The 22,719-nt window shown below is 71.2% G+C and carries 21 protein-coding genes; 15 read left to right on the forward strand and 6 right to left on the reverse strand.

Annotation, left to right across the window (positions count from 1 at the left end; genetic code table 11):
- Window positions 1-11: 11 nt before the first annotated feature.
- From nuoE to ACIQIB_RS08735, 14 genes are all read left to right on the forward strand, one after another.
- Window positions 12-731 carry an NADH-quinone oxidoreductase subunit NuoE gene (nuoE, locus tag ACIQIB_RS08670; RefSeq protein ID WP_400653771.1) on the forward strand — a complete coding sequence of 240 codons (720 nt, stop codon included), beginning with the start codon at window positions 12-14 and terminating at the stop codon, window positions 729-731.
- Complete coding sequence (gene nuoF / locus ACIQIB_RS08675; RefSeq protein ID WP_363607831.1) at window positions 731-2,092, forward strand: NADH-quinone oxidoreductase subunit NuoF; 1,362 nt, start codon at window positions 731-733, stop codon at window positions 2,090-2,092. The genes nuoE and nuoF overlap by 1 nt, the downstream gene beginning before the upstream one ends.
- Window positions 2,089-4,590, forward strand: a complete 2,502-nt coding sequence (locus ACIQIB_RS08680) for an NADH-quinone oxidoreductase subunit G (RefSeq protein ID WP_400757333.1) — start codon at window positions 2,089-2,091, stop codon at window positions 4,588-4,590. Before nuoF ends, ACIQIB_RS08680 begins: the two co-directional genes overlap by 4 nt.
- On the forward strand, window positions 4,587-5,930 hold the full coding sequence (nuoH, locus tag ACIQIB_RS08685) for an NADH-quinone oxidoreductase subunit NuoH (RefSeq protein WP_363607829.1): 1,344 nt from the start codon (window positions 4,587-4,589) through the stop codon (window positions 5,928-5,930). The genes ACIQIB_RS08680 and nuoH overlap by 4 nt, the downstream gene beginning before the upstream one ends.
- A gap of 5 nt (window positions 5,931-5,935) precedes the next feature.
- Window positions 5,936-6,535 carry an NADH-quinone oxidoreductase subunit NuoI gene (nuoI, locus tag ACIQIB_RS08690; protein WP_400653738.1) on the forward strand — a complete coding sequence of 200 codons (600 nt, stop codon included), beginning with the start codon at window positions 5,936-5,938 and terminating at the stop codon, window positions 6,533-6,535.
- Entirely contained in the window at window positions 6,535-7,437 is a 903-nt protein-coding gene (locus ACIQIB_RS08695; RefSeq protein ID WP_400653739.1) for an NADH-quinone oxidoreductase subunit J, read from the forward strand. The genes nuoI and ACIQIB_RS08695 overlap by 1 nt, the downstream gene beginning before the upstream one ends.
- Window positions 7,434-7,733 (forward strand): NADH-quinone oxidoreductase subunit NuoK, encoded by a 300-nt coding sequence (gene nuoK / locus ACIQIB_RS08700; protein ID WP_363607827.1) that lies wholly within the window; start codon window positions 7,434-7,436, stop codon window positions 7,731-7,733. The genes ACIQIB_RS08695 and nuoK overlap by 4 nt, the downstream gene beginning before the upstream one ends.
- Before the next feature lie 14 nt (window positions 7,734-7,747).
- Window positions 7,748-9,643: an NADH-quinone oxidoreductase subunit L gene (nuoL, locus tag ACIQIB_RS08705; RefSeq protein ID WP_400653740.1), complete on the forward strand. Its 1,896-nt coding sequence runs from the start codon at window positions 7,748-7,750 to the stop codon at window positions 9,641-9,643.
- Window positions 9,644-9,680: 37 nt separating this feature from the next.
- The gene (locus tag ACIQIB_RS08710; RefSeq protein ID WP_363607825.1) at window positions 9,681-11,336 is read left to right on the forward strand and encodes an NADH-quinone oxidoreductase subunit M; all 1,656 of its coding nucleotides are present in this window, start codon (window positions 9,681-9,683) and stop codon (window positions 11,334-11,336) included.
- The gene (gene nuoN / locus ACIQIB_RS08715; RefSeq protein ID WP_400757335.1) at window positions 11,333-12,970 is read left to right on the forward strand and encodes an NADH-quinone oxidoreductase subunit NuoN; all 1,638 of its coding nucleotides are present in this window, start codon (window positions 11,333-11,335) and stop codon (window positions 12,968-12,970) included. Before ACIQIB_RS08710 ends, nuoN begins: the two co-directional genes overlap by 4 nt.
- Before the next feature lie 224 nt (window positions 12,971-13,194).
- Window positions 13,195-14,205: a polyprenyl synthetase family protein gene (locus ACIQIB_RS08720; RefSeq protein WP_363607823.1), complete on the forward strand. Its 1,011-nt coding sequence runs from the start codon at window positions 13,195-13,197 to the stop codon at window positions 14,203-14,205.
- 144 nt (window positions 14,206-14,349) lie between these two features.
- On the forward strand, window positions 14,350-15,012 hold the full coding sequence (locus tag ACIQIB_RS08725; RefSeq protein ID WP_400757336.1) for a LuxR C-terminal-related transcriptional regulator: 663 nt from the start codon (window positions 14,350-14,352) through the stop codon (window positions 15,010-15,012).
- Between the two features lie 320 nt (window positions 15,013-15,332).
- Entirely contained in the window at window positions 15,333-17,312 is a 1,980-nt protein-coding gene (locus tag ACIQIB_RS08730; RefSeq protein WP_400757338.1) for a 2-oxoacid:acceptor oxidoreductase subunit alpha, read from the forward strand.
- Entirely contained in the window at window positions 17,309-18,361 is a 1,053-nt protein-coding gene (locus ACIQIB_RS08735) for a 2-oxoacid:ferredoxin oxidoreductase subunit beta (RefSeq protein ID WP_363607820.1), read from the forward strand. Before ACIQIB_RS08730 ends, ACIQIB_RS08735 begins: the two co-directional genes overlap by 4 nt.
- Window positions 18,362-18,441: 80 nt before the next feature.
- Here the strand turns inward: ACIQIB_RS08735 and ACIQIB_RS08740 are convergent, their stop codons facing one another.
- The 5 genes from ACIQIB_RS08740 to ACIQIB_RS08760 form a co-directional block, all read right to left on the reverse strand.
- The gene (locus ACIQIB_RS08740; protein ID WP_363607818.1) at window positions 18,442-18,822 is read right to left on the reverse strand and encodes a VOC family protein; all 381 of its coding nucleotides are present in this window, start codon (window positions 18,820-18,822) and stop codon (window positions 18,442-18,444) included.
- A gap of 252 nt (window positions 18,823-19,074) precedes the next feature.
- A complete protein-coding gene (locus tag ACIQIB_RS08745) occupies window positions 19,075-20,205 on the reverse strand; it encodes a methyltransferase domain-containing protein (protein WP_363607817.1) in 1,131 nt (376 codons plus the stop codon).
- A gap of 10 nt (window positions 20,206-20,215) precedes the next feature.
- Window positions 20,216-20,338, reverse strand: coding sequence for a hypothetical protein (locus ACIQIB_RS08750; RefSeq protein ID WP_363607816.1), 123 nt, complete (start codon window positions 20,336-20,338; stop codon window positions 20,216-20,218).
- 362 nt (window positions 20,339-20,700) lie between these two features.
- Entirely contained in the window at window positions 20,701-20,826 is a 126-nt protein-coding gene (locus ACIQIB_RS08755) for a hypothetical protein (protein WP_400757339.1), read from the reverse strand.
- On the reverse strand, window positions 20,827-21,042 hold the full coding sequence (locus ACIQIB_RS08760; protein WP_400653744.1) for a DUF6879 family protein: 216 nt from the start codon (window positions 21,040-21,042) through the stop codon (window positions 20,827-20,829).
- A gap of 103 nt (window positions 21,043-21,145) precedes the next feature.
- Between ACIQIB_RS08760 and ACIQIB_RS08765 the strand changes: the two genes are divergently transcribed.
- Window positions 21,146-21,322 carry a hypothetical protein gene (locus tag ACIQIB_RS08765; protein ID WP_400757341.1) on the forward strand — a complete coding sequence of 59 codons (177 nt, stop codon included), beginning with the start codon at window positions 21,146-21,148 and terminating at the stop codon, window positions 21,320-21,322.
- 59 nt (window positions 21,323-21,381) lie between these two features.
- On the opposite strand, the gene ACIQIB_RS08770 is transcribed toward ACIQIB_RS08765, so the two are convergent.
- A complete protein-coding gene (locus ACIQIB_RS08770; protein ID WP_400757342.1) occupies window positions 21,382-22,668 on the reverse strand; it encodes a cytochrome P450 in 1,287 nt (428 codons plus the stop codon).
- Between the last annotated feature and the right edge of the window lie 51 nt (window positions 22,669-22,719).

The raw sequence follows: 22,719 nt of genomic DNA on the forward strand, positions 1-22,719 counted from the left end.
TCCAGTTGGGGATGCCGGCGATGCCGGCCGGGCCGTACCCGGAGGAGGTACGCGCCCGGCTGGCCGCCGACGCGAAGGAGCTGATCGGCCGCTATCCGGTGGCCCGGTCGGCGCTGCTGCCGCTGCTGCACCTGGTCCAGGCCGAGGAGGGCTTCGTCAGCCCGACCGGCATCCGGTTCTGTGCCGAGCAGTTGGACCTCACCACCGCCGAGGTCACCGCCGTCGCCACCTTCTACACCATGTACCGGCGCCGGCCGGCCGGGAAGCACCACGTCGGGGTCTGCACCAACACCCTCTGCGCGGTGCTCGGCGGCGACCAGATCTTCGAGGAGCTCCAGCAGCACCTCGGGATCCGCAACAACGAGACCACCGAGGACGGCGAGATCTCGATCGAGCACATCGAGTGCAACGCCGCCTGCGACTACGCCCCCGTGGTGATGGTCAACTGGGAGTTCTTCGACAACCAGACCCCGGAGAGCGCCAAGCGGCTGGTCGACGAGCTGCGAGCGGGCCGGGAGGTCCGCCCCACCCGCGGCGCCCGGCTCTGCGACTTCAAGGAGTCGGCCCGGATCCTGGCCGGCTTCCCCGACGAGCGCCCCGGTGCCGTGGACGAGTCCGGAGCGGGCGGCGCGCCCTCGCTCGCGGGCCTGCGCCTGGCCAGGGGCGAGGCCCTGCCCGGCACCGGCGGCACCAAGGTCGTCTCGCCCCGGCACGAAGGGACGGAAGCGTGATGACCTCCGCCGAGCCGGCCGAGAAGCTGCTCACCCCGGTACTCTCCGCCTCCTGGGACGACGCCCGGCCCTGGACGCTCGACACCTACCGCCGCCACGCCGGCTACGAGGGCCTGAAGGCCGCCCTCGCGATGGCACCGGACGACGTGATCGCCCTGGTCAAGGACTCCGGTCTGCGCGGCCGCGGCGGCGCCGGCTTCCCCACCGGCCTGAAGTGGCAGTTCATCCCGCAGAACGACGGCAAACCGCACTACCTCGTGGTCAACGCGGACGAGTCCGAGCCGGGCACCTGCAAGGACATCCCGCTGCTGTTCGCCAACCCGCACGCGCTGATCGAAGGCATGATCATCGCCTCCTACGCGATCCGCTGCGACCACGCCTTCATCTACCTGCGCGGCGAGGTCGTCCCGGTGCTGCGCCGGATCCAGGCCGCCGTCGCCGAGGCCTACCGGGCCGGGCTGCTCGGCAAGGACATCATGGGCTCCGGCGTCGACCTCGACATCACCGTGCACGCGGGCGCCGGCGCGTACATCTGCGGCGAGGAGACCGCGCTGCTCGACTCGCTGGAGGGCCGCCGCGGCCAGCCCCGGCTGCGGCCGCCGTTCCCGGCCATCGCCGGCCTCTACGCCTGCCCGACGGTGGTCAACAACGTCGAGTCGATCGCCTCGGTGCCGCCGATCCTGGCCAAGGGCAAGGAGTGGTTCAAGGGCCTGGGCACCGAGAAGTCCCCCGGTTTCACGCTCTACTCGCTCTCCGGGCACGTCACCAACCCCGGCCAGTACGAGGCCCCGCTCGGCATCACCCTGCGCCAGCTGCTGGACGTCAGCGGCGGCATCCGGCCCGGGCACCGGCTCAAGTTCTGGACCCCGGGCGGCTCGTCCACCCCGATGTTCACCGACCAGCACCTGGACGTCCCGCTCGACTACGAGGGCGTCGGCGCGGCCGGCTCGATGCTCGGCACCAAGGCCCTGCAGATCTTCGACGAGACCACCTGCGTGGTCCGCGCCGTCACCCGCTGGACCGAGTTCTACGCCCACGAGTCCTGCGGCAAGTGCACGCCCTGCCGCGAAGGCACCTACTGGCTGGTCCAGTTGCTCAAGCGGATCGAGGGCGGCTCGGGCGTCGACGGCGACCTGGAGAAGCTGCTCGACATCGCCGACAACATCAACGGCAAGTCCTTCTGCGCGCTCGGCGACGGCGCGGCCAGCCCGATCGTCTCCTCGCTCCAGTACTTCCGGGCCGAGTACGAGCAGCACCTCGCCGAGCGCCGCTGCCCGTTCGACCCGGCCGCCTCCACCGTCTGGGCCGACGCCCACCGCTCCGGCCACCAGTCCGCCACCGAAAGGGAGGTGCACGCGTGACGATCACAGAGCCATCCACCTCCAAGGCCGCGGTCGACCTGGTCACGCTCACCATCGACGGCGTCGAAGTGCAGGTCCCCAAGGGGACGTTGGTGATCCGGGCCGCCGAGCAGATCGGCACCCAGATCCCGCGCTTCTGCGACCACCCGCTGCTCGACCCGGCCGGCGCCTGCCGGCAGTGCATCGTCGAGGTCGAGGGCCAGCGCAAGCCCGTCGCCTCCTGCACCATCCCGGTCGCCGAGGGCATGGTGGTCCGGACCCAGCTCAGCTCGCCGGTCGCCGAGAAGGCGCAGCGCGGCGTGATGGAGCTGCTGCTGATCAACCACCCGCTGGACTGCCCGGTCTGCGACAAGGGCGGCGAGTGCCCGCTGCAGAACCAGGCGATGTCCTCCGGCGCCGCCGACTCCCGCTTCGAGGGGATGAAGCGCACCTATGAGAAGCCGATCCCGCTCAGCACCCAGGTGCTGCTGGACCGCGAGCGCTGCGTGCTCTGCGCCCGCTGCACCCGCTTCTCCCAGCAGATCGCCGGGGACCCGTTCATCGACCTGATCGAGCGCGGCGCGCTCCAGCAGGTCGGCATCGGGGACGCGGAGCCGCTCGACTCGTACTTCTCCGGCAACACCATCCAGATCTGTCCGGTCGGCGCGCTCACCTCGGCGGCCTACCGCTTCCGCTCCCGGCCGTTCGACCTGGTCTCCTCGCCGAGCGTCTGCGAGCACTGCTCCTCCGGCTGCGCCCAGCGCACCGACCACCGGCGCGGCAAGGTGCTGCGCCGGCTGGCCGGCGATGACCCGGCGGTCAACGAGGAGTGGAACTGCGACAAGGGCCGGTTCGCCTTCCGCTACGCCCAGCAGCGGGACCGGATCACCACCCCGCTCGTCCGCGACCCCGCGACGGGTGAACTCGTGCCCGCCTCCTGGCCGGAGGCGCTGGCCAGGGCCGCCGAGGGCCTGCGCGGCACCCGGGCCGGGGTGCTCACCGGCGGCCGGAGCACCGTCGAGGACGCCTACGCCTACGCCAAGTTCGCCCGGGTGGTGCTCGGCACCAACGACGTGGACTTCCGGGCCCGCCCGCACAGCGGCGAGGAGGCGGACTTCCTGGCCGCCGCCGTCGCCGGGCGCGGTACCGATGTCGACGGCACGGGCGTGACGTACGAGGAACTGGAGGCGGCGCCGGCGGTGCTGCTCGCGGGCTTCGAGCCCGAGGAGGAGTCGCCGATCGTCTTCCTGCGGCTGCGCAAGGCCAACCGCGCCCGCGGCCTGAAGGTGTTCTCGGTCGCCGCGTACGGCTCCCGCGGCCTGGCCAAACTGCGCGGCGCGCTGCTGCCCGCCGCCCCCGGCACCGAGACCGAGTGGCTGACCGCGCTCGCCGCCGACGAGCCGCTCGGCGACGACGCCGGCCGCGCGGCCGAACTGCTGCGCACCCCCGGCGCCGTCATCCTGGCCGGTGAGCGGCTGGCCGCCGTCCCCGGTGCGCTCACCGCCGCGCTGCGCCTCGCACACGCGACCGGCGCCCGGCTGGCCTGGATCCCGCGCCGGGCCGGTGAGCGCGGCGCCGTCGAGGCCGGCGCACTGCCCGGGCTGCTGCCCGGCGGCCGTCCGGTCCACGCCCCGGTCGCCCGCGCCGAGGCCGCCGCCGTCTGGGGCGGGGCCGAACTGCCGACCCGGGTCGGCCGGGACACCGCGCAGATCCTCGCGGCCGCCGCCCACGGCGACCTGGACGCGCTGCTGGTCGGCGGCGTCGACCCGGACGACCTGCCGGATCCGGCGCAGGCCGAGGAGGCGCTGGCCGCCGTCCGGTTCCTGGTCTCGCTGGAGCTCCGCCCGTCCGCCGTCACCGCGCACGCCGATGTGGTGCTGCCGGTCGCCGCGGTCGCCGAGAAGGCCGGCACCTTCCTGGACTGGGAGGGCCGGGTGCGGATGTTCGAGGCCGCGCTCAAGCCGGACCAGCAGATGGGCCGTCATCTGCACCCGGACCTGCGGGTGCTGAACATGCTGGCGGACGCGCTGGGCCACCGGCTCGGCCTGCCCGACGTGCGGGCCGCCCGGCTGGAGCTGGACCGGTTCACACCGTGGACCGGCGACCACCAGACGGCCCCCGCCGCGCACCCCGCGCCGCTGCCCCGGCCGGCCACCGGCCAGGCGGTGCTGGCGGGCTGGCGCCAGCTGCTGGACAACGGCTCGCTCCAGCAGGGGGACCAGCACCTCGCCGGCACCCGGCACGCGGCCGTCGCCCGGATCTCCCCGGTCACCGCGAAGGAGGTCGGCGCGGTCGAGGCCCTGCGGCTGACCGGGCCGGCCGGCTCGCTCACCCTGCCGCTGGAGATCACCGGCTCGATCCCTGACCGCACGGTCTGGATCCCGCTCAACTCCACCCCGGGCGGCGCCTACCGGACCCTCGGCACCACGGTCGGCCACCTGGTCACCATCGCCGCGGCCACCGTCTCCGACAGCGCCCCCGACAGCGCCACCGCCGCGACCCCCGAGGAGGAGCAGTGAACCTCGCCGCGTACGAGACCCTGGGCTTCTTCGGCCGCGACCCCTGGTGGCTGGTGCTGCTCAAGGCGGTCTTCTGCTTCGCCTTCCTGGTCGGCACCGTGCTGATCGCGATCGTCTGGGAGCGCAAGGTGGTGGCCTGGATGCAGCTGCGCATCGGGCCCAACCGGCACGGCCCCTGGGGCATGCTGCAGTCGCTCGCCGACGGCGTGAAGCTGGCGCTGAAGGAAGACCTGGTGGTCAAGGGCGCCGACAAGGTCGTCTACATCCTGGCCCCGATCGTCTGCGCGATCCCCGCCTTCATGGCCTTCGCGGTGATCCCGTTCGGCCCGGCCGGCGACGAGGTGTCGATCTTCGGCACCCGGACCCCGCTGCAGCTGACCGACTTCCCGGTGGCGCTGCTGTACATCCTGGCCACCGCCTCGGTCGGCATCTACGGCATCGTGCTGGCCGGCTGGTCGTCCGGCTCGACCTATCCGCTGCTCGGCGGGCTGCGTTCGTCCGCGCAGATGATCAGCTACGAGATCGCGATGGGCCTGTCCTTCGCGGCGGTGTTCATCTACTCGGGTTCGATGTCCACCTCGGAGATCGTCTCCTCGCAGCAGCCGACCTGGTTCGCGGTGCTGCTGCCGGTGTCGTTCATCGTCTACATCATCTCCATGGTCGGCGAGACCAACCGGGCGCCGTTCGACCTCCCGGAGGCCGAGGGCGAACTGGTCGGCGGCTTCAACACCGAGTACTCCTCGCTGAAGTTCGCGATGTTCATGCTGGCCGAGTACGTCAACATGGTCACCGTCTCGGCCGTCGCCTCCACGCTCTTCCTGGGCGGCTGGCGGGCGCCCTGGCCGGTCTCCACCTTCTGGGAGGGGGCCAACCACGGCTGGTGGCCGATGCTCTGGATCATTCTGAAGATCCAGCTGCTGCTCTTCTTCTTCATCTGGCTGCGCGGCACCCTGCCCCGGCTGCGCTACGACCAGTTCATGAAGCTGGGCTGGAAGGTCCTGATCCCGGTCTCGCTGGTCTGGCTGGTGATGGTGGCCAGCGTCCGGGCCCTGCGCAACGAGGGCTACGGCTTCGGCGAGGTGGTGCTGTACGTCGGCGCCCCGGTCGCCGCGATCCTGCTGCTCGCCCTGGTGCGGGACTTCGCGAAGCGCCCGCCGGAGCCCGCCGCGACAGCGGCCGAGGGGGCGCCGCCCGCCGAGCGGTTCGACCCGATGGCGGGCGGGTACCCGGTGCCCCCGCTGCCCGGGCAGGAGCTCCCGCCGGTCCCGCGCCGGCGCAGCCGCGCCCCGAAGCAACTCCAGGACGCCCTCAACGGGGCCGACCATTCCGAAGGGAGCTGACCGCGATGTCGTCCGACGAGACAACCGGGCCCGACCCGACCGAGAGGCCGTCCGTCCTCGGACCGGCCGCCGGCTTCGGCGTGACCTTCAAGGCCATGTTCAAGAAGCGGCTCACCGAGCAGTACCCGGAGCAGAAGAAGCCCACCGCTCCGCGCTTCCACGGCCGCCACCAGCTGAACCGGCACCCGGACGGCCTGGAGAAGTGCGTCGGCTGCGAGCTGTGCGCCTGGGCCTGCCCGGCCGACGCGATCTACGTCGAGGGCGCGGACAACCGGGACGAGGAGCGCTACTCGCCCGGCGAGCGGTACGGCGCGGTCTACCAGATCAACTACGCCCGCTGCATCCTCTGCGGGCTCTGCATCGAGGCCTGTCCGACCCGCGCGCTCACCATGACCAACGAGTACGAGCTGGCCGACTCCTCCCGCAAGGACCTGATCTTCACCAAGGAGCAGCTGCTGGTCGGCCTCTCCGAGGACATGGTCGACACCCCGCACGCGATCTACCCGGGCGCCGACGAGGGCGCCTACTACCGGGGCGAGATCATCGCGGCGGCGCCCGGGACGGTCCAGCAGGAGCGCACCGAGCGCGAGAAGGAGGTGCGGTAGTGGCCGCCACCGTCCTGGCCGGGAGCAGCACGGTCCTTGCCGTCACCGGGACGACCTCTACCGGGGAGGCCGTCCAGTTCTGGGTGCTCGCGGTGATCGCCGTCGGCGGCGCGCTCGGCATGCTGCTGATGAGGAAGGCCGTGCACAGCGCGCTCTGCCTGGCCGCCACCATGATGGCGCTGGCGGTCTGTTACATGGCGCAGGGCGCGGTCTTCCTGGGCGTGGTGCAGATCGTGGTCTACACCGGCGCGATCATGATGCTGTTCCTGTTCGTGGTGATGCTGGTCGGTGTCACCAGCGCCGACTCGATGAAGGAGCAGCTGAAGGGGCAGCGGTTCGCCGCGCTCCTGTGCGGGCTCGGCTTCGGCGTGCTGCTGGTCGCCGGCCTCGCCAACGCCAAGCTGGACACCTTCGCCGGCCTCGCCGAGGCCAACGCCGAGGGCAACGTCCAGGGCCTGGCCCGGCTGATCTTCACCAAGTACGTCTGGGCCTTCGAGGTCACCGGCGCGCTGCTGATCACGGCGGCGATCGGCGCCATGGTGCTCACCCACCGCGAGCACGTGAAGGCCCCGAAGACCCAGCGCGAGCTGGCCGCCCAGCGGGTCAAGGACAACATCCAGCTGCCGCCGCTGCCCGCGCCCGGCGTCTACGCCCGGCACAACGCGGTGGACATCCCCGGCCTGCTGCCGGACGGCACCGTCGCCGAGGACTCGGTGATGGAGACCCTGCGCGAGCGCGGCCAGATCCGCGACGTCAGCCAGGAGATGCTGCGGCGGATGGCCGAGCTGGAGTCCACCACCGCCGACTGGCTGGGCCGCCCGCCGTCCGAGCGCCCGCCGGCCACCGGCCCGCGCAGGTCGCTGGAGCCGGTCCCGACCAACCACGAGGAGGGCACGGAGTGAATCCGGTCAACTACCTGTATCTCTCCGCCCTCCTGTTCACCATCGGCGCCTCCGGCGTCCTGATCCGGCGGAACGCGATCGTCCTGTTCATGTGCGTGGAGCTGATGCTCAACGCCTCGAACCTCGCCCTGGTCACCTTCTCCCGGCTGCACGGCAACCTGGACGGCCAGATCATCGCGTTCTTCACCATGGTGGTCGCGGCGGCCGAGGTCGTGGTCGGCCTCGCCATCATCGTCGCCATCTTCCGGACCAGGCACTCCGCTTCGGTCGATGACAGCAACCTGATGAAGCTGTAGGCGGAGGACCTTCGGTGAACTCTCTCATTCCGCTGCTCGTGGCGGCTCCGCTGGCCGGTGCGGCTCTGCTGCTGCTCGGCGGCCGGGCCTTCGACCGGTTCGGCCACTGGCTGGCCACCGCGCTCGCCGCGCTCTCGTTCGGCTTCGGGCTGGCGCTGTTCGCGTCCATGCTGGGCCGCGACGCCGAGCAACGCGCCGTCACCACACGCCTGTTCAGCTGGGTACCGGTGAACGGCTTCCAGGCCGACATCGCGTTCCGGCTCGACCAGCTCTCCATCACCTTCGTCCTGCTGATCACCGGTGTCGGCACGCTGATCCACCTCTACTCGGTGGGGTACATGGCGCACGACGAGCGCCGGCGCCGTTTCTTCGCGTACCTCAACCTGTTCCTGGCGGCCATGCTGCTGCTGGTGATCGCGGACAACTACCTGCTGCTGTACTTCGGCTGGGAGGGGGTCGGGCTCGCCTCGTACCTGCTGATCGGCTTCTGGCAGCACAAGCCGAGCGCCGCGACGGCCGCCAAGAAGGCGTTCATCGTCAACCGCGTCGGCGACCTGGGCCTCTCCATCGCGATCATGCTGATGTTCGCCGAGTTCGGCTCCTTCGCCTTCGAGCCGGTCTTCGGGGCGGCGGACCAGGCGAGTGAGGGCAAGCTGACCGCGATCGGCCTGATGCTGCTGCTGGCGGCCTGCGGCAAGTCCGCCCAGGTGCCGTTGCAGTCCTGGCTCGGGGACGCCATGGAGGGCCCGACCCCGGTCTCGGCCCTGATCCACGCGGCCACCATGGTGACCGCCGGCGTCTACCTGATCACCCGCTCCGGTGCGATCTTCAACCTGGCGCCGGACGCCCAGACCGCCGTCGTGGTGGTCGGCGCGGTCACCCTGCTCTTCGGTGCGATCGTCGGTTGCGCCAAGGACGACATCAAGAAGGCCCTGGCCGGCTCGACCATGTCGCAGATCGGCTACATGGTGCTGGCGGCCGGCCTCGGCCCGATCGGCTACGCCTTCGCGATCATGCACCTGGTGACCCACGGCTTCTTCAAGGCCGGGCTCTTCCTCGGCGCCGGTTCGGTCATGCACGGCATGAACGACGAGGTGGACATGCGGCACTACGGCGGCCTGCGGAAGTACATGCCGGTCACCTTCGTCACCTTCGGCCTCGGCTACCTGGCCATCATCGGCTTCCCGGGGCTGTCCGGCTTCTTCTCCAAGGACAAGATCATCGAGGCGGCCTTCGCCAAGGGCGGCACCGAGGGCTGGATCCTCGGCCTCTGCGCCCTGACCGGCGCCGCGGTCACCGCGTTCTACATGACCCGGGTGATGCTCCTGACCTTCTTCGGCGAGAAGCGCTGGCAGCCGGACGAGAAGGGCCAGGAACCGCACCCGCACGAGTCGCCGAAGACCATGACCATTCCGATGATCCTGCTCGCCTTCGGCTCGGTCTTCGCCGGTGGGCTGTTCACCCTGAACAGCGGCTTCCTCACCTGGCTGGAGCCGGTCACCGGCCACGACGAGGGCCACTCGCCGCTCGCCCCGCTGGTGGTCACCCTGCTCACCACGGCCTGCATGCTCGCCGGGGTGGCGGTCTCCTACCTGATGTACGGCCGCTCCGCCGTCCCGGTGGTGCCGCCGGTCGGCTCACCGCTCACCCGGGCCGCCCGCCGGGACCTCCTCCAGGACGACTTCAACCACGCCGTCCTGGTCCGCCCCGGCTCGGCGCTCACCGCGGCGCTGGTCTACTTCGACAGCCGGGGCCTGGACGGCTTCGTCAACGGCCTGGCCGCCGTCATCGGCGGCGTCTCCAGCCGCCTGCGGCGGATCCAGAACGGCTACGTCCGCTCGTACGCGCTCTCCATGTTCGGCGGCACGCTGGTACTGGTCGCCACGACTCTCCTGATGAGGTCCGTCTGATGGACAGGAAACAAACAGGCCGTCAGGGAGGTAAGGCATGAGTGCCCTGCTGACCGCCACCTGCGCCGTCCCGGCGGCCGGCGCGGTGCTGACCGCCGCGCTGCCGGCCGGGTCCAGCGAGGCCCGGCGGCGGACCACCAAGGCCGTCGCCCTGGGCGTCTCGGCCGTCACCCTGGCGCTGGCGGCCGTGGTGACCGCCCGCTTCGAGCCCGGCGGGGCGCGCTACCAGCTGACCGAGTCCTACAGCTGGATCCGCTCCTTCGGCATCACCTTCTCGCTCGGCGTGGACGGCATCGGCGCCGTGCTGGCCCTGCTCACCGCCGTCCTGGTGCCGGTCGTGATGCTGGCCTCCTGGCACGACGCCGATCCTGGAGCGGCCGCGCCCGCCAACGGGCAGGAGGGGCCCGGCCCCACCGCACCGGACGGCACCTTCGAGAACAGGCGTCGCACGCAGGGCTTCTTCGCCCTGATCCTGGCGGTCGAGGCGATGGTGATCGTCTCCTTCTACGCCACCGACGTCTTCGTGTTCTACGTCTTCTTCGAAGCCATGCTGATCCCGATGTACTTCCTGATCGGCGGCTTCGGCGACCGGGCGGGCGGCCCCGACTCGGCGCGCCAGCGCTCGTACGCGGCCGTGAAGTTCCTGCTCTACAACCTGCTCGGCGGCCTGGTCATGCTGGCCGCCGTGATCGGCCTGTACGTGATCGCGCAGGAGCAGGGCTTCGCCACCTTCGACCTGCCGACCCTCACCTCGGCGATCGCCGACGGCCGGCTGGTGCTCGGCGGCACCGCGGAGAAGGCGCTGTTCCTCGGCTTCTTCTTCGCCTTCGCGGTGAAGGCCCCGCTCTGGCCGCTGCACACCTGGCTGCCGAACGCGATGGGCGAGTCCACCGCCGGAACGGCCGTCCTGATCACGGCGGTGGTGGACAAGGTCGGCACCTTCGCGATGCTCCGCTTCTGCCTCGGGCTGTTCCCGGACGCCTCCAGGACCTTCGCCCCGGCGATCCTGGTGCTCTCGGTGATCGGGATCATCTACGGCGCGCTGCTGGCCATCGGCCAGAAGGACATCAAGCGGCTGGTCGCGTACGCCTCGATCTCGCACTTCGGCTTCATCATCATGGGCATCTTCGCGCTGACCAGCCAGGGCCAGAGCGGGGCCACCCTCTACATGGTCAACCACGGCATCTCCACCGCCGCGTGGATGCTGGTGGCCGGCTTCCTGATCTCCCGCCGCGGCTCGCGCCTGATCGCCGACTACGGCGGGGTGCAGAAGGTCGCCCCGGTGCTCGCCGGGACGTTCCTGATCGGCGGCCTGGCCACCCTCTCGCTGCCCGGGCTCGCGCCCTTCGTCAGCGAGTTCCTGGTGCTGGTCGGCACGTTCACCCGCTACCCGGCGATCGGCATCGTCGCCACCTTCGGCATCGTGCTCGCCGCGCTGTACGCCCTGATGCTCTACCAGCGCACCATGACCGGCCCGGTCAAGGCCGAGGTGCGCGGGATGCCCGACCTCAAGGTGCGCGAACTCGCCGTCGTCGCCCCGCTGGTGGCGCTGACCATCCTGCTCGGTGTCTACCCGAAGCCGCTCACCGACATCATCAACCCGGCGGTGGACGCGACGCTGTCGCAGGTCCACGAGACCGACCCGGCACCGGCCCACCCGGTCGCCGCCACCTCAGGAGGTGAGCACAAGTGAGCACCACCGGATGGCTCGCCGCCGCCGGCGGCAGCACGCCCAGCATTCCGGCGCCGCACATCGAGTACGGCCAGCTCTCCCCGATGCTGGTGGTGTTCGGCGCCGCCGTGGCCGGCATCCTGCTGGAGGCCTTCCTGCCCCGGCGCCACCGGTACTGGGCGCAGGTCTCGCTGGCCCTGGCCGGCCTGGCCGGCGCGTTCACCGCCGTGGTGGTGCTCGCCGCGCAGGGCTACGGCTCCACCAAGGTCGACCTGCTCGCCATGGGCTCGGTCGCGCTCGACGGCCCCGCGCTCTTCCTCCAGGGCGTGATCCTGCTGGCCGCCGTGGTCGCGGTGCTCACCTACGCCGAGCGGAGGCTGGAGCCGAGGGCCGGGGGAGTGGCCGTCGACGCGTTCGTCGCTCAGGCCGCCGCCACCCCGGGCGGCGAGCAGGAGCGGTCCGCGGTCCGGGCCGGCTTCGCCACCACCGAGGTCTTCCCGCTCACCCTGTTCGCGGTCGGCGGCATGCTGCTCTTCCCCGCCGCCAACGACCTGCTGACCATGTTCGTGGCGCTGGAGGTCTTCTCCCTCCCGCTCTACCTGCTCTGCGCGCTGGCCCGGCGCCGCCGGCTGCTGTCCCAGGAGGCGGCGGTCAAGTACTTCCTGCTCGGCGCCTTCGCCTCGGCGTTCTTCCTGTTCGGCACCGCCCTGCTGTACGGCTACGCGGGCAGTGTCCGGCTCGGCGACATCTCGGACGTCATCTCCGGGAAGGCGCTGGCCACCCCGGCGCTGCTGAACACCACCCAGAACGACGCGCTGCTGCTGATCGGCCTGGCGCTGCTCGCCGTCGGCCTGCTCTTCAAGGTCGGCGCGGTGCCCTTCCACTCCTGGATCCCGGACGTCTACCAGGGCGCGCCGACCCCGGTCACCGGCTTCATGGCGGCCGCCACCAAGGTCGCCGCCTTCGGCGCCTTCCTGCGGCTGTTCTACGTCGCCTTCCCCGGCCTGCGGCTGGACTGGCGGCCGGTGATGTGGGGCGTGGCCATCCTCACCATGGTGGTCGGCGCGGTGCTGGCCGTCACCCAGCAGGACGTGAAGCGGCTGCTCGCCTACTCGTCCGTCGCGCACGCCGGGTTCATCCTGACCGGCGTGATCGCCACCAACAAGCAGGGCCTCGGCTCGGTGCTGTTCTACCTGCTGGCGTACTCCTTCGTGACGCTCGGCGCCTTCGCCGTGGTCACCCTGGTGCGCGACTCCAAGGGCGAGGCCACCCACCTGTCCAGCTGGGCGGGGCTGGGCCGGCGCTCGCCGCTGCTCGCGGCGGTCTTCGCGCTGTTCCTGCTGGCCTTCGCGGGGATCCCGCTCACCTCGGGCTTCACCGGGAAGTTCGCGGTCTTCCAGGCCGCGGCGGCCGGCGGGGCGACCCCGCTGGTGATCGTGGGTGTGCTCAGCTCGGCGGTGGCCGCGTTCTTCTACATCCGGGTCATCGTGCTGATGTTCTTCTCCGACCCGCAGCCCGGCGGCCCGACCGTCGCCGTGCCCAGCGCCTTCACGATCACCGCGATCGGGGCCGGCGTCCTGGTCACCCTCGGCCTCGGCCTGCTGCCGCAGTACTTCCTGGACCTGGCGTCGAAGGCCGCGCTCTTCGTGCGCTGAGACCCCCGGCCGGAGGCATCCGTCGTCCGGGCCGCGCCGTTGTCCGCGCGGCCCGGACGCGTCGTGTCCGGCATCCGTCCTGATCAGGGCATCCGGCCCGATCATGACAGGATCCGCACGCCCGTGCAGTGATCCACTCGTGACCGGATACCCTGCCTGTATGGCCAGCGGCGGCACTCAGGGACCAGGCCGCTAGATCGACCAGGGACAGAGGAGTGGTCTTCGTGACCGTCGTGGGACCCTTTGGGCTCAGCGTGCAGGACCGCGATCTCACCCGCGACGTCCAGGCCGGGATGGACGCGGTGGAGACCGCGCTCACCGAGGCGGTGAAGAGTGACGTCCCCTTCATCACCATCACCGCCAGCCACCTGATCGAGGCGGGCGGCAAGCGCTTCCGCCCGCTGCTGGTGATGCTCGCCGCCCAGTTCGGCGACCCGGGCGCGCCCGGCGTGGTGCCGGCCGCCGTCGTCGTCGAGCTCACCCACCTCGCCACGCTCTACCACGACGACGTCATGGACGAGGCCCCCGTGCGCCGCGGCGCCCCCAGCGCCAACTCGCGCTGGGACAACTCGGTCGCCATCCTCACCGGCGACTTCCTCTTCTCCCGCGCCTCCCAGGTGCTCGCCGACCTCGGCCCGGAGGCCGTCCGGCTCCAGGCCGACGCGTTCGAGCGGCTGGTCACCGGCCAGATCCTGGAGACCGCCGGCCCCGGCCCGGACGACGACCCGCTGGACCACTACCTGGCCGTGCTGGCCGGCAAGACCGGTTCGCTGATCGCCGTCTCCTGCCGGATCGGCGCGCTGATGGCCGGCGCGGAGCCGTGGGTGACCGACATCCTCGCCGAGTACGGCGAGCGGATCGGCACCGCGTTCCAGCTGGCCGACGACGTGCTGGACATCGCCAGCGACGGCGACGAGTCCGGCAAGACCCCCGGCACCGACCTGCGCGAGGGCGTGGCCACGCTGCCGACCCTGCTGCTCCAGCAGATGCCGGTGGACGAGTCCGACCCGGCCGACCGGCGGCTGCACGAGCTGCTCACCCTCGACCTCGCCGACGACGAGCTGCACGCCGAGGCGCTGCGGCTGCTGCGCCGCCACCCCGCGCTGGAGCGCGCCCGCCGGGAGACGCTGCGGCAGGCCGAGGCGGCCCGGGCCCTGCTCGACCCGCTGCCGGACTGCCCGGCCAAGGCGGCGCTGCAGGAGCTCTGCGACTCGGTGGCCATCCGCACCATGTGAGGTGTCGCCCGTGAGGTGCTGCGGTGAGGTGCTGCGGTGAGGTGCTGCCCCGGCATGATTTTCCGCCCGGGCAGGACCGAGGATAGGGGAGACTGACACCCGTCAGCCCAGCCCAGCCCAGCCCAGCCCAGCCGGAAGGCCACCATGCTTCGCGTCGTCATCGCCGAGGACTCCGTACTGCTGCGGGAGGGCCTGACCCGGCTGCTCACCGATCGTGGCCTGGAGGTCGTGGCGGGCGTCGGGGACGCCGAGGCGCTGCTGAAGGCCATCCACGGCCTGGCCGCCGCCGGCGCCCTGCCGGACGTCGTGGTCTCGGACGTCCGGATGCCCCCGACCCACACCGACGAGGGCGTGCGGGCCTGTGTCGCGCTCCGTGCCCAGTACCCGGAGCTGGGTGTGCTGGTGCTGTCGCAGTTCGTGGAGGAGCGGTACGCCTCCGAGCTGCTGGCCGGCTCCACCCGGGGCGTGGGGTATCTGCTGAAGGACCGGGTCGCCGAGGTGCGTGAGTTCGCGGACGCGGTGGTCCGGGTCGCCGGGGGCGGCACCGCGCTGGACCCCGAGGTGGTGCAGCAGCTGCTCATCCGCAGCCGCAAGAGCGATGTGCTGGCGGGCCTCACCCCGCGTGAGCGCGAGGTGCTGGGGCTGATGGCCGAGGGCCGGACCAACACGGCGGTGGCCAGGCAACTGGTCGTCTCGGACGGCGCGGTGGAGAAGCACGTCAGCAACATCTTCCTCAAGCTCGGCCTCGCCCAGAGCCCCGAGGACCACCGCCGGGTGCTGGCGGTGCTCACCTATCTCAACTCCTGAGCGTGCTTGACCACTTTTGAGCGCCCTTGAGCGCTGTTGAGCCCGGGGGCCGGGGGCCGGGGGGGGGGCTTGGGGGCGTTTGCCGGGGGGCCGCTCGTTCCCGGCCCCGGCTGCCCCGACTCCCGTTCCGGGCCTGCGCGGTATGACCGTCACCCCGGTCGGTGTTCTATCGAAAGTGTGGTGTCGTTCTGTATTTCCCGCCGCATGCGGCCGTTCCCGCCAGCGGCGATACCCGGCCGCATAGGATGCGAGAGGTGCACCAGGCGGACGGGGCACACGGCTCACGCCCGCGGCTGGTGCCCACGAGGAGGTCCGCGGCAGTGACCAGTCAGGTCGATCAGTCAGAGGCAGTGGACGGCTCGGACGGCGACGAGGGCCGCTCCGGGCCCGGTGCGGGCCAGGCCGGTCCCACCGCGCCGGACAGTCCGCAGCCCAGGCGTCCCAAACCGATCCGCCGGCTGGACCGGGTGATCATCCGGTTCGCCGGGGACTCCGGTGACGGAATGCAGCTCACCGGCGACCGTTTCACCTCCGAGACGGCGTCCTTCGGCAACGACCTCTCCACCCTGCCCAACTTCCCGGCCGAGATCCGGGCCCCCGCCGGTACCCTGCCCGGCGTCTCGTCCTTCCAACTGCACTTCGCCGACCACGACATCCTGACCCCGGGGGACGCGCCGAACGTCCTGGTCGCGATGAACCCGGCCGCTCTCAAGGCCAACGTCCCCGATCTGCCGCGCGGCGCGGAGATCATCGTCAACACCGACGAGTTCACCAAGCGGGCGCTCGCCAAGGTCGGTTACCCGGCCGACCCGCTGGCCGACGGCTCGCTGGAGGCGTACCACCTGCACAAGGTGCCGCTGACCACGCTGACCCTGGAGGCGCTCAAGGACAGCGGACTGGCCCGCAAGGACGCCGAGCGGGCCAAGAACATGTTCGCCCTGGGCCTGCTCTCCTGGATGTACCACCGCCCCACCCACGGCACCGAGTCCTTCCTGCGCGGCAAGTTCGCCAAGAAGCCGAAGATCGCCGAGGCCAACATCAGCGCCTTCCGGGCCGGCTGGAACTTCGGCGAGACCACCGAGACCTTCGCCGTCTCCTACGAGGTGCCGCCGGCCAAGCTGCCCGCGGGCCGCTACCGCAACATCTCCGGGAACCTCGCGCTCTCCTACGGCCTGATCGCCGCCGCCCAGCGCTCGGGGCTGCCGCTCTACCTCGGCTCCTACCCGATCACCCCGGCCTCGGACATCCTCCACGAGCTGAGCCGGCACAAGAACTTCGGCGTGCGCACCTTCCAGGCCGAGGACGAGATCGCGGGTATCGGCGCCGCCCTCGGTGCGGCCTTCGGCGGCGCGCTCGGCGTGACCACCACCTCCGGCCCGGGGGTGGCCCTGAAGAGCGAGACCATCGGCCTGGCCGTCTCGCTCGAACTCCCGCTGCTGGTGGTCGACATCCAGCGCGGCGGCCCGTCCACCGGTCTGCCGACCAAGACCGAGCAGGCGGACCTGCTCCAGGCGATGTTCGGCCGCAACGGCGAGGCGCCGGTGCCGATCGTCGCCCCCGCCACCCCGGCCGAGTGCTTCGACGCGGCCCTGGAGGCGGCCCGGATCGCGGTCACCTACCGCACCCCGGTCCTCCTGCTCTCGGACGGCTACCTGGCCAACGGCTCCGAGCCCTGGCGGATCCCCGAGGTCGACGAACTCCCCGAGATCGCACCCGACTTCGCCACCGGCCCGAACCGCGAGGACGGCGCCTTCTGGCCCTACCAGCGCGACCCGCGGACGCTCGCCCGCCCCTGGGCGGTGCCCGGTACGCCCGGCCTGGAGCACCGCATCGGCGGCATCGAGAAGCAGGACGGCACCGGCAACATCTCCTACGACCCCGCCAACCACGACTTCATGGTCCGCACCCGGCAGGCCAAGATCGACAACATCGCCGTGCCGGACACCGAGGTCGACGACCCCGACGGCGAGGCCCGCGTCCTGGTGCTGGGCTGGGGCTCGACGTACGGTCCGATCACCGCGGCGGTGCGGCGCGTCCGGGCGGACGGCGGCCGCATCGCCCAGACGCATCTGCGCAACCTCAACCCCTTCCCGGCCAACCTGGGGACGGTGCTGAGGAGTTACGACAGGGTGATCGTCCCCGAGATGAACCTCGGACAGCTGGCGCTGCTGCTGCGCGCCAAGTACCTGGTGGACGCGGAGTCCTACAACCAGGTGCGTGGACTTCCCTTCAAGGCGGCCCAGTTGGCGGACGTGCTGTGGGCGGCGATCGGCACCCTGGACGAGGAGGACAACCGATGAGTGACACGTTTCCCTCGTTGAAGCTCGTGCCGAAGGACGAGGCGAAGCAGACCGCCAGGGACTTCAAGACCGACCAGGAGGTGCGCTGGTGTCCCGGCTGCGGGGACTACGCCATCCTGGCGGCCGTGCAGTCCTTCATGCCGGAGCTGGGGATCCGGCGGGAGAACACCGTCTTCGTCTCCGGGATCGGCTGCTCCTCGCGGTTCCCGTACTACATGAACACCTACGGAGTGCACTCGATCCACGGGCGCGCGCCGGCGATCGCGACCGGGCTCGCCTCGTCGCGGCAGGACCTCAGCGTCTGGGTGGTGACCGGGGACGGCGACGCGCTCTCGATCGGCGGCAACCACCTGATCCACGCGCTGCGACGGAACGTCAATCTGAAGATCCTGCTGTTCAACAACCGGATCTACGGTCTCACCAAGGGCCAGTACTCGCCGACCAGCGAACTCGGCAAGATCACCAAGTCCACGCCGATGGGCTCGCTGGACGCCCCGTTCAACCCGCTCTCGCTGGCCATCGGCGCGGAGGCCACCTTCGTCGCCCGGACCATCGACTCCGACCGCCAGCACCTGCAGTCCGTGCTGCGGGCGGCCGCCGAGCACGAGGGCACCGCGCTGGTCGAGATCTACCAGAACTGCAACATCTTCAACGACGGCGCCTTCGAGGTGCTGAAGGATCCGGGCACGCGGGATGAGGCGCTGATCCGGCTGGAGCACGGGAAGCCCATCCGGTTCGGCGCGGATGCCGCCCAGGGCGTCTTCCGGGCCGCCGACGGCGAGCTGTTCGTGGGCGCGGTCACCCCGGAGAACGAGTCCGCCGTGCTCGTCCACGACGCGCACGCGGCCGGCCCGGCCACGGCGTTCGCGCTCTCCCGGATCGCCGACGCGGACGCCCTGCACCACACCCCGATCGGCGTCCTGCGGAGCGTCCGGCGCCCGGTCTACGACGAGCTGATGGCGAGCCAGCTGGCCACCGCCGCCGCCCACCGCGGCCCCGGCGACCTGGCCGGCCTGCTGGCGGGCAACGACACCTGGACGGTCGACTGATCGTCCCTGGTCCTGCTCGTCGTTCAGCCTCGTGGTGAGGCGGTGCCCCTGGCCCGGCCAGGGGCACCGCTGTCTGCCCGCTACCGCTGGACCCACTCGACGAGCTGGACCACCACGCCGTTGGGGTCGGTGACCTGGAACAGCCGCTCACCCCACGGCTCCTCCCGCAGCGGCATGGTGATCTCCACGCCCTCCCCCCGCAGCCGCTCCTCCTCCCCGGCCAGGTCGTCGACGGTGAACGCCAGGATCAGCCCGGCGGCGTGCTGGTCCCGGAACCCCTCGGGCAGCACGTCGAGGCCGCGCCGCAGGTAGACGACGTTGAGCCCGGCGCTCTCGTGGCCGAGCGAGACGAAGCCGTCGGCCGCCATCTGCTCGGCGAACCCGAAGTGCCGCTGGAGGAAGGCGGAGGAGGTGGCGACGTCCTCGACGGTGAGTGAAACGGCGGAGGAGTTGATCTGCACGATGGGCCCTCTCGTCGGCGATTATCCCGTACGCAGTACACTATACATAGTACGGAGAATTTCGCCGGAGATCGGCCAGGTGCGATCGAGAGCGGTTTCCGAGGGGCGGTCGGGTCCGGTGGACGTGGTCTCGACGACTCGGGAACCAGCCTGCCCTCGGTGTCGTCGATCTCCCCGGTCCGGACCCGGACGGACACGCTCAGCCATATGTTCACTCTGGAACCGGCGTGCTTCCAGCGGCTCGTCCTGGCGTCAGCCGACGGGGTGGTCGGGGCTGTCCAGCCAGACGGTCTGGCCCCCGTCCGGGCCGACGGTCAGCCCGAAGCGGGTCAGTTCCGGCTTGCCTTCCTTCAGCCACCACAGCCGGGCGGCGCAGACCTCGTCCCAGATTCGGCGGGGCCCGGTCTGCTGAACGGCGTCTCCGGCATCCCATCGCCGATGGCGCGCGGAGGCCCAGGAGCCCTCGCTGTCGGAGAGCTGCACGCGGTAGGTGCCCTGCGGATCCTCGCTGTCCCAGGTGTGCACGGAGCGAACTCCGGGCACCCGCAGGCCGATGGCGAACGCCGCGTGGACGTTCTCCTCGGCAAGGTCCGGATCCATCGGGGACGCGCTGTCACGTACCGGCCCGACGCCCGGAGCCGTCACGGCGTGCGGTCGTTGTGCCCGCATCCACATGAAGCTGACGTTCTCCACGAACCGGCCGTGCGACTCCCGGCCCGGACCGCCGACGACCAGCCGGAGCAGCCCGGCGTTGGCGTACGGCGTACCCCAGGGCGTCACGACGACCCCGCCGGGCTCGGTCTGCTCGATCCATGGGAGAGGCACGTGCCGTACCGCTGCCGTGGAGTGGATGCGGTTGTAGGGGGCGGTGGAGGCATGGCCGGCCAGGCCGTCGCCCACCGCGAGGCGGGGCGTGAACCGGGCGGCCTTCAGCCGGCGCGCCGCCTCGGCGGCGACGCCCGGGTCGATCTCCACCGTGGTCACGCCGGCGTCGCCGAGTCGGGCGGACAGCAAGGCGCTCGTCCAGCCGGTACCGGTGCCGATGTCCAGCACGGTCTGCCCCTCGGCGAGGTCGAGGTGGCGGAGCATCATCGCGACCAGGGAGGGCATGGAGGCCGACGAGGTGGCGACGCCGGGGCCGTCGGAATCCCCGTCGTCCAGCTGCGTCACGACCACGTCGTCGGCGTTGACCAGCTCCCACCAGCCGTGCGGATCCCGGCCCTTGGCGACCAGGCGATAGCCGCTGGGTGTGCCCTCGTCCGGCGCCCAGACGGCATCCGGAATGAAGGCAGAGCGCGGGGCGCGCTCGAACGCGCCCCGCCACTCTTCGCCCAGCGCACCGGACTTGGTCAGTTCGGCGACCAACTGCGCGTTCTTGTTCATCGGCTCGCGCCTACTTCTTCTCCTCGTCCGGGCCGGGCGGCGGTACGGGCCTCTTCCACTGGCCGTCCGACTCCTTCGGCGACTGCTGCTTGTCGCCGGAGCTGCCGCCCTTGCCGTCGTCGTGCTTACCCATGGGGGTTCTCCGCTCGTGTACGGGTTTGCCCGTCGGTCCTGACACGGCTCGGGCCGGTGCCGCGCCGAGGAGCCGCCGTTCTGTGGCGGTTTCTCCTCCTGCTGAATCCCTTTCCTGGAGAAGAAGATAAGGGAGTGAGTTCGTGCCCTTCAAGGGGATTTCCGTAGTGGACTAAAGATCTTTCCGATGTGTCGCAGCCCGGGTCGCCAGGGGCTCTCTGGAGTTTTCTCCGAATATTGCCAGGTCTTCGTACAGTGTGAATATGTCCAAGTGTTCGGCGAAATCCCGGGCATTGCTAAATGCGATTCGCCCGGTGAAGGTCTCCACGGTCGCCAATCGATCGTCATGAACGGTGAAGGTATTCATCGGGCCACGCCCCGGAACCGCTCCTCGGCCAGATCCGCGGGCGCTTCAAGCGCTCGAAGGCCGCGGAGCATTTCCGCCAGATCGGCTGTGGACCGATCCAGCTGCTCGGGGTCGAACGTCACTCACCCACGCTCTTCCAGGAATTCCAGAAAGGGCGGGTCGAGGATCCGGATGTCCTCCCCGGCCGCGATGTTGTGGCGGTAGTGCGCGAACTCGAATCGAAGGTGGTCCGTCAGGGGCCGGGTGAGGACGTGGACCCGGCCCACGCGGCGCCCGGTGCTGCGGCAGCCCTTGACACGGTCGGTCCGCGCGGCGGTGTCGGCAGGGCCGGCCGGCAAGAGGGCCGTCCGGCCGCCCCGGAGGGAAGCCGGAGCGGCTTCGGCGGGGTGAACCGCTCGACTGCTCCTGCGTCTGCGCTTCACGCGGCTGCGGTACAGCAAGGTGAACATCTGGAGGGATTCCGAGGCGGCGGCGTTCGTCCGCTCGGTCGCGGACGGGAACGAGACCGTGCCGACCGTGACCGTGGCCGGCCGGGCGATGGTGAACCCGTCGAAGAGGCAACTGATGGAAGCGGTCGAGAAGTACGCGCCGCACCTGCTGCCCACGGCTGCCGACTGACCTCGTGGCGGCGCGTCCGTTCGGGCACACGGCGGTGAGCGCGGCGCTCGGGGGCGCCCTCACGGCGGCGGGGGGCGGTGGCTTCGTGGTTGCTCCGGTGGATCGCCGGCCCCTTGAGCGGCGGTGGTGTCGTGCCAGCTGACGGGGAGGGTGAGCGGTGACTTGCTCGGGGATTCGTCGTCCCAGGTGGGGGCCTGTCCTTCGGCGAGGCGCAGTCGGGGGAGGCGGTCGAGCAGGGCCTCCAGTCCCACGGTCAGCTGGGCCCGGGCCAGGTGTGCGCCGATGCAGTTGTGCGCGCCCCGGCCGAAGGTGAGGTGCGGGTTCTCCGCTCGGCACAGGTCGAGCCGGTCGGCGTCGGTGAACACCCGTTCGTCGCGGTTGGCCGAGGCGAGGACGGGCAGGACGGCGTCGCCCGCGCGGATCCTGCGGTCGTGCAACTCGATGTCCTCGACGGCCTGGAGGACCACGACGCCGTTCATGACCGGGATGTACCGCAGGAGTTCCTCCACCGCGCCGGGCAGGAGGCCGCGGTCGTCGCGGAGCCGGGCGTACCGGTCGGGCACGGTCAGCAGGGCCACCACGGCGTCGGCCAGGAACATGGTGCTCGTGCGGTAGCCGGCGACCAGCATCGAGAGCCCGAAGTTCACCACGCTCTCCCCGTCCGGGGTGCCGGGCCCGCACGCGTGGACCAGCCCGGTGAGGACGTCGTCGGCGGGCTCGCGCCGCTTGCGGTCGAGCAGTGACGCGATGTACTCGCGCAGTTCGGAGGTGACCTCGCGGCCCTCGTCCAGGGTGACCATCGCCCCGAGGGCGGCGTCCGCCCTGGGCAGGAAGTACTCGCGGTCCTCGTAGGGGATGCCCACCAGCTCGCACATGGCCAGCAGCGGGAAGGGCTCCAGGAAGCCGCCGACCAGGTCGCCGGGCTGCCCGGCGGCCATGAAATCGTCCAGCAGCCCGTCGGCCGACCGGCGCAGGCGCGGCAGCCGGGACCGGACGGAACGGACGCTGAACGGCTCGGCCAGAGCGTGCCGCAGGGCCTCGTGGCGGGGGCCGTTCAGTTCCATCATCGTGATCAGGCCCGGCTCGTCGTCGATGGCCCGGTCGGGCCGGGGCGGCCAGTCGTTGATGGTGGGCCGGATCAGCCGGGGGTCCGCGATCAGGTCCCGGACGTCCTCGTAGCGGGTGGCGTACCAGGCGGTGGCGCCGATCGGCAGCCGGACCTCGGCCAGCGGACACTCCCGGCGCAGCCACCCGTACTGCGTGGGCGGGCCCATGGTGCCCGGCGGCGGGAGGGGCAGGTCGATGACGGGCGGGTCGACGGCGGGTCGCGGCGGTGTGCTGCTCACTGGCGGTGCTCCCTGATCGCGTACGAGGTGATCGCGTACGAGGTGGCCGGG

The organism is Kitasatospora sp. NPDC092286 (assembly GCF_044755565.1).
Taxonomy (GTDB): domain Bacteria; phylum Actinomycetota; class Actinomycetes; order Streptomycetales; family Streptomycetaceae; genus Kitasatospora.